We start from the raw sequence: 12,777 nt of genomic DNA on the forward strand, positions 1-12,777 counted from the left end.
CGCGTCACGTCGCGTCGGGGTCGAACGTCGTCTTCCCCGGCTGCGGTGCGGGTTCGGTGGTGCCCGGTGTGGGCGCCACACCATTGACTTCCGGCGTGGTCAGCGGCTTCGTCTGGTCCGGGGTCGCGGTGCCGAAAGCACCGGTGATGAACGAATCGTCACCGTCCAGCAGATGTTTGGTCAGCGCCGCGCGCGGCGTCATACCGCGCAGTTTCTGCAGTTCGCTGAGGGGTTGACGCAGGTCCTCGAACTCCGGGCCGAGATCCTGACGCAGCTGACTGGTCGCGCCGCTGAGGTAATCCCGCACCTGCTTGAGGCTGCCGGCCGTCCACCGGATGGCGCCGGGCAACCGCTCCGGACCCAGGATCACCAGGCCCGCGATGACCAGCACGAGCATCTCGCCCCATCCGATGTTGCCGAACATCAGCTGGCCGGGGTGTCGGCGTTGGGTACCACGGTGAGCGTCACGTGCCGGCCATCGCGAATCACCTCGATGGGCGCCGGCTGACCGATCTGCAGCTGCCGTACGGCGACGACGAACTCGTCGGCGTCGGCGACCTTGCGGGAACCGACCTTGACCACGACGTCGTTCTCGAGGATGCCGCCCTTCTCGGCCGGGCTGCCGGCGACGACGTTCACGACCTGGGCGCCCGAGGCGACCTTGTCACTGGCCGACTTGGCGTTCAGGCCCAGCGTCGGGTGGAAGATCTTGCCGTCCTTGATCAGGACCTCGACGGTGGCCTTGACCTCGTTCACGGGGATGGCGAAGCCCAGACCACTGGCACTGTCGGACAACGACTTTCCGGCCGTGTTGATCCCGATGACCTCGGAATTCATATTGATCAGCGGGCCACCCGAGTTGCCGTGGTTGATCGACGCATCGGTCTGGATGCCGTCGATGACGGTGTCGGTGTCGGACCCTTCGCCGGACAGCGGCACGGGGCGGTGCAGCGCGCTGATGATGCCGTGGGTGACGGTGCTGCGCAGGCCCAGCGGGGCGCCGGCCGCGATGACCTCGTCACCGACCTTGACCTTCTCGGCATCACCGAACTTCGCGACGGTCAGGTTGTCGACGTTGTCGACCTTGAGCACCGCGAGGTCGGTCTTGGGGTCACGACCGACGAGGTTCGCCGGGACCTGCTTGCCGTCGTTGAACACCACGGAGATGTGGTACTTGCTGGGGTCCTTCGCCGCGTCGGAGATGACGTGGTTGTTGGTCACGACGTAGCCGCGCCCGTCGACCACCACGCCTGAGCCCTGCGACCCGTCGGTGTCCCCCATCGCCTCGATTGTGACCACCGAATCTGCCACGGCGGCAGCGACTTTCGCGAACCGGCCGGCAGGCAGATCGCCGCCGTCACTGGTCTTCAAGGTGACCTTGGAGGTGGTGAAGGCCTCGACCACCTCGGCGGTCTTGCGCCCGACGACGCCGCCGACTATGCCGACCACCAACGCCAGCACGGCCAGCACCGCCAGCGCGGTCATCGAGACCTTGCGCCCGAACAGCACGTCACGCACGCCGAGCTTGCCGACGGGAGCGGTGACCACCACCGGAGGCGGCGGGGGCAACGCCGGGGTGCCGAGTGACGGCGCGGCCGACGGGTCCCGCCAGGGGTCGGCGATCGCCTCGTCGTCGTCCTTGCCCTCGGCCGCCAGCGCGCCGGCGTCGGCGGGGTGACGTTGCAGCGAGTCGGTGGCGGCACCCGGCCGCCCGAAGGCTTCGGCCAGCACGGGATCGGGCGCCTGATTGGTCGGGGTGTACTCCCCCTGGTTCCGGATCTGGTCCTCGGCGAGGAACGAGCCGGTGAAGCCGTCGGGCCGGCCGAACGCACGCTGCGACGCCGGGTCCACCGGGGTGCGCGTCACCGGACGCGGAGCCAGACGGGGGCGATCGCCGGACATGTCCTGATTCGTCACCGGTGTTCCACTCCCCATCTGCTGGCTTTGTCCGTACGGCCCGCCTGGGCGGGCGTGACGGCTAGTCAAAATTCAGGCTCAACCCTACCGGCGACGACGACGTTCCCGCGGCGGCCGGTCGGCAAAGTCCTGGTCTTCAATTCCTGACGCCTGAATATCCACGAACTGCATCGATGCGTCGTTGGGGATGTTCGCCAAGGCGCCCAGCAAAGAATTGGGCGCGATGATCGGGCACGAATCGCGCAACGCGCTCCGGGCCTGACCCTGGGCATCCACCTCGGCGGCGCAATCCGGGCACTGGGAGAGGTGATGGGCGGCACGCAGGTGGGCGCCCATCTGCAGTTCACCGTCGACGAATGCGGCGATGGCCTCGATGGCCAGGTGCTCCGTCGACCCGAAGCGCCGCGGGCCGACGGGCCCGTCACTCTGGGAGGCGAACTGGGCGGGCAGCCAGGAGAACGCACGACGGAACAACTGTCCCCGGTCGACCATCACCGAGCTCCTCTCCGCGCCACGTCCGCGTTGCCGTTACTACTGAATGTAGCGCGACAACCTGGGACGGACGCGTCACAACGCTCAGGCAGACTTGGCGGAGATCGCCGCAGCCGCCTCGGAGTAGTCACCGGGGTGGCTGGCCAGGTACTCCCGCAGCGCTTGCCGGCCGCGGTGGATACGACTGCGCACGGTGCCCAGCTTGACGTCGAGCGTCGCGCCGATCTCCTCGTACGACAGACCTTCGATGTCGCAGAGCACGACAGCTGCGCGGAACTCCGGGGGCAGCGAGTCGAGCGCAGCCTGCAGATCCGGCCCCAGCCGGGAATCGTGGTACAGCTGCTCGGGGTTCGGATCGTCGGCCGGCACCCGGTCGTAGTCCTCGGGCAACGCCTCCATACGGATACGGGCGCGGCGCCGGACCATGTCCAGGAACAAGTTGGTGGTGATGCGGTGCAGCCAGCCTTCGAAGGTGCCCGGCTGGTAGTTCTGCACCGAGCGGAACACCCGGATGAAGGTCTCCTGAGTCAGGTCTTCGGCGTCCTGCGGGTTACCCGACAGCCGGTAGGCCAGCCGGTACACGCGGTCGGCGTGCTGCCGGACCAGCTCATCCCACGACGGCATGGTCGCTACGTCGCCGGTGGCGTCGAAGACGGCGGTGCCGGTCAGCTCGTCGCTGACTTCGGCCCAATCCAACTCAACCTCGGGCGCCGAGACATGGGACATGTGCGTCGGGGCAAGCATCGCGGGGGCCGGCATGGCGGTCGTGGCAATCTCCAGTTCGGTCGGTTCATCGTTGTAGTTACACGACGCATCAGCAGCAACCGGTACCTGGAGTCCGATATTCCCGATGCCGCGGATATCCGGCGACTGCCGGAGCCCGGAATCGCTTTGCAGATCGTTCACACTTGCGTGCATGGCGATTACGGTTCCCCACCCTGGTGAGGTTGATGTATGAGCAAACTGAACTTTTCCTGAGAAACCGGATTCCAGGGCCATGACCTGCGGATACCCCGAGAATGTTCGCCAAAACTTAACCTTGCGTCCCGGGTGTGTCGCGCTGCCGCTCAGGGTTGCCTCTCAGCCTCCCGATGGGCCGGCCCGCCACCTCATTCCGTTGAGCGTGTGCTGAGCGGCGGCTTGCTGGGTGTTCGTTACGCTGCGGATATGTCCAGCACCGATGACCCGACGGTTTCGGCCGGCCAGCCCGCGCCGGCCCAGCCGGCTCCGGCCGCCCCTGCGCAGGCGACGCCGGCCCAGCCCGTCGCAGCTGCACCCGCTGCCGCTCCCAAGCCCAGCACGGCCGAGGCCATCGTCAAGCACGCCGAGCGGTCCATCACCGAGGAACCGATCACCGCGGCGGCCCGGGAACGGGCCGAGGAGAGCGGGGCCAACCCGATCACCCCGGCAGTGGGCGCGCTGCTGAGCGTGCTGGCGAAGATCGCGTCGGCCAAGGCCGTCGTCGAGGTCGGTACCGGCGCCGGTGTCAGCGGGTTGTGGCTGTTGTCCGGCATGCGCGACGACGGCGTGCTGACCACCATCGACATCGAGCCCGAGCACCAGCGGCTGGCCAAGCAGGCGTTCGTCGGCGCCGGTGTGGGACCGTCCCGGACCCGGCTGATCGTGGGCCGCGCGCAGGAAGTCCTGACCCGGCTGGCCGACGAGTCCTACGACCTGGTGTTCATCGACGGCGAGCCCGTCGACCAGCCGCAGTTCGTCGCCGAGGGCGTCCGCCTGCTGCGGCCGGGCGGCGTGATCGTCGTGCACCGGGCCGCGCTCGGTGGCCGGGCCGGTGACGCCGCGGCCAACGATCGCGACGTGACGGCCGTACGCGAGGCCACTCGCGCCATCGCCGAGGACGAGCGGCTGACCCCTGTTCTGGTGCCACTGGGCGACGGGCTGTTGGCGGCCGTCCGCGACTAGGGGCGCCTACTTGCGTTGACCCTGAACCCAGGGCGCGGAAAGTCGAGTAGCCGACACCCTCACCGCAGAATCAACGACCGGCCCGGCGAGCGAATCGCCGGGCCGTTGTCGTTGTTGTCGAATTTTTACGGGCTCTTGACGGCCGGATGCTTGACGGCCGGCTGAACGCGTGTTTAGCGTATTGAACATGCGTTCAGCCGAGGACTTCACCACCGTCGCCCGAATCCGCGACGCGGCCATCGAACAATTCGGCCAAAACGGGTTCTCTGCCAGCGTGCGCAGTATCGCCACGGCCGCCGGGGTCAGCGCGGCCCTGGTGATCCACCACTTCGGTTCCAAGGAAAAACTGCGCGAGGCGTGTGATGCCTACGTCATCGAGACCGTCCGGGCGGCCAAGAGCGAGTCGATGCAGAACGCCAGCCCGAGCGCATGGTTCGCGCAGATCGCCGAGATCGAATCCTTCGCACCGCTGACGGCCTATTTGATGCAGGCTCTGCAGACCGGCGGCGAATTGTCAAAATCGCTGTGGCAGAACATGATCGACAACACCGAAGGCTATCTCGAAGAGGGCGTGCGGGCCGGCACCATCAAGCCGAGTCACGACCCCAAGGCACGCGCCCGCTTCCTGGCCCTGACCGGTGGCGGCGCCTTCCTGACGTACATCCAGCTGCACGACAACCCGACGAATTACCGCCAGGTGCTGCATGACTACGCGCAGGACATGCTGCTGCCGGCACTCGAGCTGTACACCGAGGGCCTCATGGTCGATTCGACCATGTACGAAGCCTTTCTGGCGCAACAGGAATCGGGCCAGCCCATCGTCACCACCACCGAGGAGTGAATGTGAACGCCGCCATCGAAATCGACACCCTGACGAAGAACTTCGGCGCAGTCCGGGCACTCGACGGGCTGAACCTGAGAGTCGAGCGAGGTGAGGTGCACGGCTTCCTCGGACCCAACGGCGCGGGCAAGTCGACGACCATCCGCATCCTGCTCGGGCTCGTGCGCGCCGACTCCGGCACCGTGCGCCTGCTCGGCGGCGACCCGTGGACCGACGCGGTCGCACTGCACCGCCACATCGCCTACGTACCAGGCGATGTCACGCTGTGGCCGACGCTGACCGGTGGCGAGACCATCGACCTGCTGGCCCGCATGCGCGGCGGCATCGACGAAAGGCGCCGCGCCGAGCTCACCGAGCGGTTCGACCTGGACCCCACCAAGAAGACCCGCACGTACTCGAAAGGCAACCGGCAGAAGGTATCGCTGATCTCCGCTTTCGCCTCGAACGCCGACCTGCTGCTGCTCGACGAGCCCAGCAGCGGCCTGGATCCGTTGATGGAGAACATCTTCCAGCAGTGCGTGGCCGAAGCCGCCGGCCGCGGCGCCACCGTATTGCTGTCGAGCCACATCCTGGCCGAGACCGAGCGACTGTGCCAGCGGGTGACCATCATCCGCGCCGGCCGCACCGTCGAGACCGGGACCTTGGAGTCGATGCGGCACCTGTCGAGCACCACCATCAAGGCCGACATGATCAACAACCCGGGCCGGATCGACCATCTCCCAGGGGTTTCCGACATCTTCTTCGACGGCCGGACGCTCACGGCCCGGGTGGAATCCGAAAGCCTCGGCGCCGTCATCAAGGCCATCGGCGATGCCGGGGTGCGCTCGCTGGTCAGCCAGCCGCCCACCCTCGAGGACCTGTTCCTGCGGCACTACGACAACGGTCGTGCGCGCCGCGAACCCGAGCAGGCGCGGGCATGACCGCCGTACTGGACCGCCCGGCAGGGTCCGCCCGACCTGCCGCCGGCGCTTCCAGCTTCACCGGAACCGTTGGGCTGCTTCGACTTTACCTGCGTACCGACCGGATTGTGCTGCCGCTGTGGGTGCTGCTGCTGTCCCTGCCGCTGTCCACGGTGTACATCGGCAGCATCGAGGCCGTCTACCCCACCGCGGCGGGCCGCGCCGGATTCGTCGCGAGCATCATGGCCAGCCCGGCGCAGCGCGCGATCTACGGCAACATCTGCAACGACAGCCTGGGCGCCGCCGGCATCTGGAAAGCGGGCATGTTCCACGTGCTGATCGCCGTCGCCGTCATCCTGACCCTGATCCGGCACACCCGCGCCGACGAAGAGGCCGGCCGCACCGAGTTGATCGACTCGACGGCAGTGGGCCGCAACGCGAGTCTGACCGCGGCGCTACTGCTGACCGGTGGCGCCTCGCTACTGACCGGGCTGCTCGGGTTCCTCGGACTGCTGAAAACCGATGTGCCCGTGCTGGGTTCGCTGGCCTTCAGCTGCGCGCTGGCCGCCTCCGGGCTGGTCTTCACCGCCGTCGCCGCGGTGGCCGCACAACTGTCCGCCAGTGCCCGCGTTGCCCGCGGCGTCGCCTTCGGTGTGCTCGGCGCGGCGTTCACCCTGCGGGCGGTGGGCGACGCCAGCGGCAGCGAGCTGTCCTGGGCCTCGCCGTTGGGGTGGTCGTTGTTGGTGCGCCCGTATGCCGGCGATCGGTTCGGGGTGCTGGCTCTGCATCTGACGCTGACCGTCGCGCTGGTGGTGCTGGCCTACCAACTTCAGGGCACCCGCGACGTCGGGGCCGGGATGTTCGCCGAGCGCCGCGGCCGTCCCCGGGCCACCGGAATGCTGAGCGGCCCAACTGGATTGGCGTGGCGGCTGAGCCGCGGTTCGGTGCTGGTGTGGACCGTCGGGCTGGGACTGTACGGACTGCTGGTCGGCAGCGTCGTGCACGGCATCGGCGATGAGCTGGGCGGCAGTGGCTCGGCGCGCGACATCATCACCCGGCTCGGTGGCACCGGCGCGCTCGAGCAGGCGTTCATCGCGATCGCCTTCAACATGCTGGGCATGGTCACCGCGGCGTTCGCGGTATCGCTGGCGCTGCGGCCTCATCAGGAGGAGACCGGCCAGCGCGCCGAGACGTTGCTCGCGGGTGCGGTGAGCCGAATCCGTTGGCTGGCCGGATATCTGGTGATCGCGCTGGCCGGTACCACGGTCGCGATGCTCACCTCAGGCCTGCTGGCCGGCGTGACCTACGGAGCCGCTGCCGGCGATATCGGTGGCAAGCTGCCGCAGGTGCTCGGCTCCGCCGCGGTGCAATTGCCCGCCGTCTGGCTCCTGGTGGCGGTGACGACCATCCTGTTCGGCGCGGTGCCGCGGTTCGCCCCGGCGGCCTGGGGCGTGCTGGTCGGCTTCATCGCGGTGTATCTGCTTGGTTCGCTGGCGAATTCACCGCACTGGATATTGGACCTCGATCCGTTCAGCCACATCCCGCGGGTCGGGTCGGACAGTTTCACCGCAACGCCGGTGGCCTGGCTGCTGGTCCTGGACGCAACTCTGATCATCGTCGGCGCCTTGGCCTTCCGGCGCCGCGACCTACGGTAGGAGGAACCATGAAGCTCGCCTTGCAGGCGCTCGCCTCAGCGGCACTCGGCGTCGTCTTCTTCGCGCTGCTGCTGTGCGTGCCGGCCGGCACGATTCACTATTGGCAGGCTTGGGTTTTCATCGCGGTCTTCATGATCGCGACCATGGGCCCGAGCATGTACCTGGCCATCAAGCACCCCGACGCCCTGGCCCGGCGGATGCACGGCGGACCGACGGCCGAGACCCGCCCCGTGCAAAAACTCATCATGTGGGCGGTCCTGGCGTCGGTGGTCGCGACCGGGGTGGTCAGCGCGCTGGACTGGCGGTTCGGCTGGTCCCACGTGCCGACGGCGGTCGTCGTACTGGGCAACGTCGTCGTGGGCGCCTCGCTGGTAGCGGCCCAGTGGGTGGTGATCCAGAACAACTTCGCGGGCGCGAGCATCACCGTCGAGACCGGGCAGCCGGTGATCTCGACCGGGCTGTACGGCATCGTGCGGCACCCGATGTACATCTGCGCCCTGATCATGATGCTCGCGACCCCGCTGGCGCTCGGCTCCTACTGGGGCCTGGTCCCGGTGCTCGCCGCCGCCCCGGCGCTCATGGCCCGGATCTTCGACGAGGAGAAGATGCTGCGCGCCGAGCTGCCCGGCTACGTCGCGTACACCGAGAAGGTGCGTTACCGCTTGCTCCCCTACGTGTGGTGACACCCCACGACTTGTGCACGAAAATCCGCGGACAGCGCGAGAAATCGTGCACAAATCGCGGAGACTGAACCGGTGGAACTGTTCACCGGGCTCGGCCTGGCCACCGCATCGGGCCTCAACGCCTACATCCCACTGCTGGCGATGGGCCTGCTGGGACGCTTCACCAATCTCGTCGAGCTACCGCACCCGTGGGCGTGGCTGACCAACGGCTGGGTGATCGGCATCGTGGCCGTGCTACTGGTCGTCGAGATCGTCGCCGACAAGGTGCCGGCCCTAGACAGCATCAACGACACCATCCAGACGTTCGTACGGCCGACCTCCGGCGGCATCGTCTTCGGCTCCGGCACCGCGGCGCAGACCGCGGCTGTCACCGACCCTGGCGCGTTCGCCAGTTCCGGACAGTGGATTCCCGTGGTGATCGGGGCCGTCACCGCGCTGGTGGTGTCCCTGACCAAATCCACGGTGCGGCCGGTCGCCAATGTCGCCACGGGCGGGCTCGCAGCGCCGGTCCTGAGCACGCTGGAGGACGTGGCCAGCGTCGGGCTGGTCATCGTCGCGATCGTGCTGCCCGTGCTGGTGCTGGTCGTGCTGGCGGGGCTGGTCTGGGCTGCGGTGGCCCTGCTCCGACGCCGCCGTCGCGGAAAGGCGAAAACGGTCGACGCAACGCCGCCGGCCGTCTAGACCCAGACGCCCTTACCGACCGCGACCACGCCGCCGGCACTCACCGAGAAGCGTTCGCGGTCCTTCTCGAGGTCCACACCGACCATCTCGCCGGGCCCGACGACGACGTTCTTGTCCAAGATGGCGTGCCGCACCACCGCGCCGCGACCGACCCGCGCCCCGGGCATGATGACGCTGCCCTCGACGATGGCGCCGTCGTCGATCACGACGTTGGACGACAGCACCGAATTGCGCACGGACGCAGCCGAAATGATGCTGCCCGCGCCGACCACCGATTCCTGCGCCGAACCGCCGTTGACGAACTTGGCCGGGGCCAGGTGCTCCGACTCGCCGAGGATGGGCCAGCGCCGGTTGTAGAGGTTGAACACCGGGTGCACCGACACCAGGTCCATATGAGCGTCGTAGAACGCGTCCAGCGTTCCGACGTCACGCCAGTAGCCGTGGTCACGCTCAGTGGCCCCGGGCACCTCGTTGTCGTTGAAGTCGTAGACGGCGGCCATCCCGTCGGCAACCATCTGCGGAATGATGTTGCCGCCCATGTCGTGATCGGAATCGTGGTTCTCGGCGTCCACCCGGATGGCGTCGATGAGCGCCTTGGTGGTGAACACGTAGTTGCCCATGGACACGAACGTCTGGTCCGGGTCGTCGGTGCATGCCGGCGGGTCCGCCGGCTTTTCGATGAAGCTGCGGATGCGGCCGGACTCGTCGGCGTCGATGCAGCCGAACGCCGACGCCTCGGCTCGCGGCACCCGGATGCCGGCGACGGTCGCGCCCGCTCCGCTCTCGATGTGGAACTGCACCATCTGCTCGGGATCCATGCGGTACACGTGGTCGGCGCCGAAGACCACGATGTAATCGGGGTCTTCGTCGTAGATGAGGTTCATCGACTGATAGATGGCGTCGGCCGAACCCGTGTACCACCGTGGGCCCAGCCGCTGCTGCGCCGGAACCGGGGTGATGTACTCGCCGGCCAGACCCGACAGCCGCCAGTTCTGCGAGATGTGCCGGTCCAGGGAATGCGACTTGTATTGCGTCAGAACACAAATCCGCAGGTACCGGGCGTTGACGAGGTTGGATAGGACGAAGTCGATGAGCCGGTAGGCGCCCCCGAACGGGACGGCGGGCTTGGCCCGGTCCGCGGTCAGTGGATACAGCCGCTTGCCCTCACCGCCTGCCAAGACGATTCCCAGCACCTGCGGCTGTTCCCTCATGGCACCAAACCTAATAGCCACCAACCGAAGCGGCCAGACATACGTCCCAACCTGTCACGCGTTAACGTCATCGACATGCGCGTTGCGATGATGACTCGGGAGTATCCGCCGGAGGTTTACGGCGGCGCGGGCGTGCACGTGACCGAACTCGTCGGGCAGCTGACGAAGCTGTGCGACGTCGACGTCCACTGCATGGGTGTGCACCGCAGGGACGCCTTCGTGGCCCAGCCCGATCCGCTGCTCGCGGGGGCCAACGCGGCCCTGACAACGCTGTCGGCGGATCTGGCGATGGTGAACAACGCCTTCGCCGGACCGGCTGCCGTACCCACGGTGGTGCATTCGCACACCTGGTACACCGGCATGGCCGGACACCTCACCGCGCTGCTGCACGGCATCCCGCACGTACTGACCGCGCACTCGCTGGAGCCGAGGCGGCCGTGGAAGGCCGAGCAGCTCGGCGGCGGCTACCGCATCTCGTCGTGGGTCGAGCGCACCGCGATCGAAGCGGCCGACGCCGTCATCGCCGTCAGTGCGGGTATGCGGGCCGACGTCCTGGCCACCTACCCGCAGCTGGACCCCGCGCGAGTGCACGTGGTGCGCAACGGGATCGACACTGACGACTGGTATCCGGTCGAGGCAGGCCAAACCCTGGCCGACCTCGGCGTCGATCCGGACCGGCCGATCGTGGCTTTCGTCGGGCGGATCACCCGGCAGAAGGGCGTCAGCCATCTGATCGCGGCGGCCCACCGGTTCGACCCCGACGTGCAGCTGGTGTTGTGTGCCGGCGCGCCCGACACCCCGGAGATCGCCGCCGAGGTGGCTGCCGCGGTGAAGGAGCTCAGCGCGACCCGCGCCGGGGTGCACTGGATCCAGGAGATGCTGCCGACCGAGAAAATCCGCGAAATACTCGCGACGGCATCAGTTTTCGTCTGCCCGTCGGTCTACGAACCGCTGGGCATCGTCAACCTCGAAGCGATGGCCTGCGGCACCGCCGTGGTCGCATCGGACGTCGGCGGCATTCCCGAGGTGGTCGACGACGGCACCACCGGACTACTGGTGCACTACGACGCCGCTGACGCGGTGGAGTTTGAGACGGGGCTCGCGGACGCGGTCAACGCGTTGGTCCGCGACCCCGAACAGGCCCGCGCGTTCGGGCAGGCCGGCCGTCGGCGGTGCATCGAGGAATTCTCCTGGCTGCAGGTCGCCCAGCAGACGCTCGATATCTATCGGAGCGTCTGCAGCTGAACTAGCTGGTGACGTTCTTCAGTTCGTCGCCCAGGGCCGCGGCCTCATCCGGGGTCAGCTCGACCACCAGACGACCGCCACCCTCCAGCGGTACCCGCATGACGATGCCGCGCCCCTCTTTGGTTGCTTCCAGTGGACCGTCGCCGGTCCGGGGCTTCATCGCCGCCATCGGGTGCTCCCTCCGCACGCGCCCGGACCGCATCCACGGTCCCGGATCAAGGCCGGAACGACCCACTGACGTGGTCGGCTCACGGCACTGAACTGCAACTGAACTATGTCTATTGTTCCCTATCGCTACCGGCGGGTGTGAAAGACCCGCCCGTCAGACCTCCGATGAGCTGTGCCGGGGCACCCAACAGGCCTCGATGTGGTCGTCCACCATCCCGGTGGCCTGCATCAACGCATACGCCGTGGTCGGGCCGACGAACCGAAACCCCCGGCGCTTCAGCTCCTTGGCCATGGCCACCGACTCCGGTGTGGTCGCCGGGACCTGGGCCAGGTCAACAGGCCGCGGCCGCGATGGCGGCGCGAACGACCACAGCAGCTCGTCGAGGTCCAGACCGCCGTCGATCACGCGGGCGTTCGCGATAGTCGCCTCGATCTTGGCGCGGTTGCGGACGATGCCTTGGTCGGCCAGCAGCCGGTCGATGTCCTGCTCCCCGAAACCGGCCACTTTCGCCACATCGAATCCGTGGAACGCAGCCCGGAAGTTCTCCCGCTTACGCAGGATGATCAGCCACGACAGACCGCTCTGGAACGCCTCCAGCGAGACGCGCTCGAACAGCGCCTGCGTGCCACGGAGCGGGCGGCCCCACTCGGTGTCGTGGTAGTCGCGGTACTGCGTCGCGTCGGCGGAAGCGCCGATGTCGACCCAGCCGCACCGGACCCGGCCGTCGGGAGCAGTCACTGCTCGGCATCCGCAGTCTGCGCACGCAATGTCGTCAGCTCGCCGCGCAGCGAGTCCAGCTCCTGCGCCAGCCGGTCCAGCACCCAGTCGACCTCGCTGGTCTTGTAGCCGCGCAGGGTCTGCGTGAACTTCACGGCATCGACATCGGCGCCGGTGACACCGGATGCGGGCAGCACGGTGGCTGTGGTGCCCCGCGCCAGTGGGGGCAGCTGCTCACCGCGGCCGAACAACACAGTGCCCAGGGCGAACAGCACCACCGCGACCAGGATCAGCACCACGAGGTAGATGAGAATCAGCGTCACACCGACGATCCTGCCGGATCG

Annotated in this window: 15 protein-coding genes; 7 read left to right on the forward strand and 8 right to left on the reverse strand. The window is 67.9% G+C overall.

Annotated elements, in window-relative coordinates:
- Window positions 1-4: 4 nt before the first annotated feature.
- From tatB to sigE, 4 genes are all read right to left on the reverse strand, one after another.
- On the reverse strand, window positions 5-424 hold the full coding sequence (gene tatB / locus ACNO8X_RS24885; protein ID WP_418003164.1) for a Sec-independent protein translocase protein TatB: 420 nt from the start codon (window positions 422-424) through the stop codon (window positions 5-7).
- Window positions 424-1,917, reverse strand: coding sequence for a S1C family serine protease (locus ACNO8X_RS24890; protein WP_418003165.1), 1,494 nt, complete (start codon window positions 1,915-1,917; stop codon window positions 424-426). Before ACNO8X_RS24890 ends, tatB begins: the two co-directional genes overlap by 1 nt.
- An 84-nt stretch (window positions 1,918-2,001) precedes the next feature.
- Entirely contained in the window at window positions 2,002-2,409 is a 408-nt protein-coding gene (rseA, locus tag ACNO8X_RS24895; protein ID WP_133764405.1) for an anti-sigma E factor RseA, read from the reverse strand.
- Between the two features lie 84 nt (window positions 2,410-2,493).
- The gene (sigE, locus tag ACNO8X_RS24900) at window positions 2,494-3,327 is read right to left on the reverse strand and encodes an RNA polymerase sigma factor SigE (RefSeq protein ID WP_418003166.1); all 834 of its coding nucleotides are present in this window, start codon (window positions 3,325-3,327) and stop codon (window positions 2,494-2,496) included.
- Between the two features lie 249 nt (window positions 3,328-3,576).
- On the opposite strand from sigE, the gene ACNO8X_RS24905 reads away from it, so the two are divergent.
- The 6 genes from ACNO8X_RS24905 (at window position 3,577) to ACNO8X_RS24930 (ending at window position 9,091) form a co-directional block, all read left to right on the forward strand.
- Window positions 3,577-4,332 carry an O-methyltransferase gene (locus ACNO8X_RS24905; RefSeq protein ID WP_418003167.1) on the forward strand — a complete coding sequence of 252 codons (756 nt, stop codon included), beginning with the start codon at window positions 3,577-3,579 and terminating at the stop codon, window positions 4,330-4,332.
- Between the two features lie 187 nt (window positions 4,333-4,519).
- On the forward strand, window positions 4,520-5,173 hold the full coding sequence (locus tag ACNO8X_RS24910; protein ID WP_418003168.1) for a TetR family transcriptional regulator: 654 nt from the start codon (window positions 4,520-4,522) through the stop codon (window positions 5,171-5,173).
- The gene (locus tag ACNO8X_RS24915; protein ID WP_418003169.1) at window positions 5,170-6,093 is read left to right on the forward strand and encodes an ATP-binding cassette domain-containing protein; all 924 of its coding nucleotides are present in this window, start codon (window positions 5,170-5,172) and stop codon (window positions 6,091-6,093) included. The genes ACNO8X_RS24910 and ACNO8X_RS24915 overlap by 4 nt, the downstream gene beginning before the upstream one ends.
- On the forward strand, window positions 6,090-7,727 hold the full coding sequence (locus tag ACNO8X_RS24920; protein WP_418003170.1) for an ABC transporter permease: 1,638 nt from the start codon (window positions 6,090-6,092) through the stop codon (window positions 7,725-7,727). The genes ACNO8X_RS24915 and ACNO8X_RS24920 overlap by 4 nt, the downstream gene beginning before the upstream one ends.
- An 8-nt stretch (window positions 7,728-7,735) precedes the next feature.
- The gene (locus ACNO8X_RS24925) at window positions 7,736-8,410 is read left to right on the forward strand and encodes a methyltransferase family protein (RefSeq protein WP_418003171.1); all 675 of its coding nucleotides are present in this window, start codon (window positions 7,736-7,738) and stop codon (window positions 8,408-8,410) included.
- A gap of 72 nt (window positions 8,411-8,482) precedes the next feature.
- Window positions 8,483-9,091, forward strand: coding sequence for a DUF4126 domain-containing protein (locus ACNO8X_RS24930; protein WP_418003172.1), 609 nt, complete (start codon window positions 8,483-8,485; stop codon window positions 9,089-9,091).
- On the opposite strand, the gene glgC is transcribed toward ACNO8X_RS24930, so the two are convergent.
- The gene (gene glgC, locus ACNO8X_RS24935) at window positions 9,088-10,302 is read right to left on the reverse strand and encodes a glucose-1-phosphate adenylyltransferase (protein WP_043395484.1); all 1,215 of its coding nucleotides are present in this window, start codon (window positions 10,300-10,302) and stop codon (window positions 9,088-9,090) included. The genes ACNO8X_RS24930 and glgC overlap by 4 nt on opposite strands.
- Before the next feature lie 75 nt (window positions 10,303-10,377).
- Here glgC and glgA point away from each other — a divergent pair, with 75 nt between their 5' ends.
- Window positions 10,378-11,547, forward strand: coding sequence for a glycogen synthase (glgA, locus tag ACNO8X_RS24940; RefSeq protein WP_082067846.1), 1,170 nt, complete (start codon window positions 10,378-10,380; stop codon window positions 11,545-11,547).
- A gap of 1 nt (window position 11,548) precedes the next feature.
- On the opposite strand, the gene ACNO8X_RS24945 is transcribed toward glgA, so the two are convergent.
- From ACNO8X_RS24945 to ACNO8X_RS24955, 3 genes are all read right to left on the reverse strand, one after another.
- Window positions 11,549-11,716 carry a DUF3117 domain-containing protein gene (locus tag ACNO8X_RS24945; RefSeq protein ID WP_005059648.1) on the reverse strand — a complete coding sequence of 56 codons (168 nt, stop codon included), beginning with the start codon at window positions 11,714-11,716 and terminating at the stop codon, window positions 11,549-11,551.
- Between the two features lie 153 nt (window positions 11,717-11,869).
- The gene (locus ACNO8X_RS24950) at window positions 11,870-12,454 is read right to left on the reverse strand and encodes a DNA-3-methyladenine glycosylase I (protein ID WP_418003173.1); all 585 of its coding nucleotides are present in this window, start codon (window positions 12,452-12,454) and stop codon (window positions 11,870-11,872) included.
- Window positions 12,451-12,756 (reverse strand): DivIVA domain-containing protein, encoded by a 306-nt coding sequence (locus ACNO8X_RS24955; RefSeq protein WP_418003174.1) that lies wholly within the window; start codon window positions 12,754-12,756, stop codon window positions 12,451-12,453. The genes ACNO8X_RS24950 and ACNO8X_RS24955 overlap by 4 nt, the downstream gene beginning before the upstream one ends.
- Between the last annotated feature and the right edge of the window lie 21 nt (window positions 12,757-12,777).

This window comes from Mycobacterium sp. PDNC021 (assembly GCF_048282635.1).
Classification (GTDB): Bacteria; Actinomycetota; Actinomycetes; order Mycobacteriales; family Mycobacteriaceae; genus Mycobacterium; species Mycobacterium llatzerense.

Coding starts and splice junctions, on each gene's coding strand:
- ACNO8X_RS24945 (WP_005059648.1), bottom strand. CDS start 11,716: ATGGCGGCGATGAAGCCCCGGACCGGCGACGGTCCACTGGAAGCAACC.
- sigE (WP_418003166.1), bottom strand. CDS start 3,327: ATGCACGCAAGTGTGAACGATCTGCAAAGCGATTCCGGGCTCCGGCAG.
- glgA (WP_082067846.1), top strand. CDS start 10,378: ATGCGCGTTGCGATGATGACTCGGGAGTATCCGCCGGAGGTTTACGGC.
- glgC (WP_043395484.1), bottom strand. CDS start 10,302: ATGAGGGAACAGCCGCAGGTGCTGGGAATCGTCTTGGCAGGCGGTGAG.
- rseA (WP_133764405.1), bottom strand. CDS start 2,409: ATGGTCGACCGGGGACAGTTGTTCCGTCGTGCGTTCTCCTGGCTGCCC.
- ACNO8X_RS24925 (WP_418003171.1), top strand. CDS start 7,736: ATGAAGCTCGCCTTGCAGGCGCTCGCCTCAGCGGCACTCGGCGTCGTC.
- tatB (WP_418003164.1), bottom strand. CDS start 424: ATGTTCGGCAACATCGGATGGGGCGAGATGCTCGTGCTGGTCATCGCG.
- ACNO8X_RS24920 (WP_418003170.1), top strand. CDS start 6,090: ATGACCGCCGTACTGGACCGCCCGGCAGGGTCCGCCCGACCTGCCGCC.
- ACNO8X_RS24910 (WP_418003168.1), top strand. CDS start 4,520: ATGCGTTCAGCCGAGGACTTCACCACCGTCGCCCGAATCCGCGACGCG.
- ACNO8X_RS24905 (WP_418003167.1), top strand. CDS start 3,577: ATGTCCAGCACCGATGACCCGACGGTTTCGGCCGGCCAGCCCGCGCCG.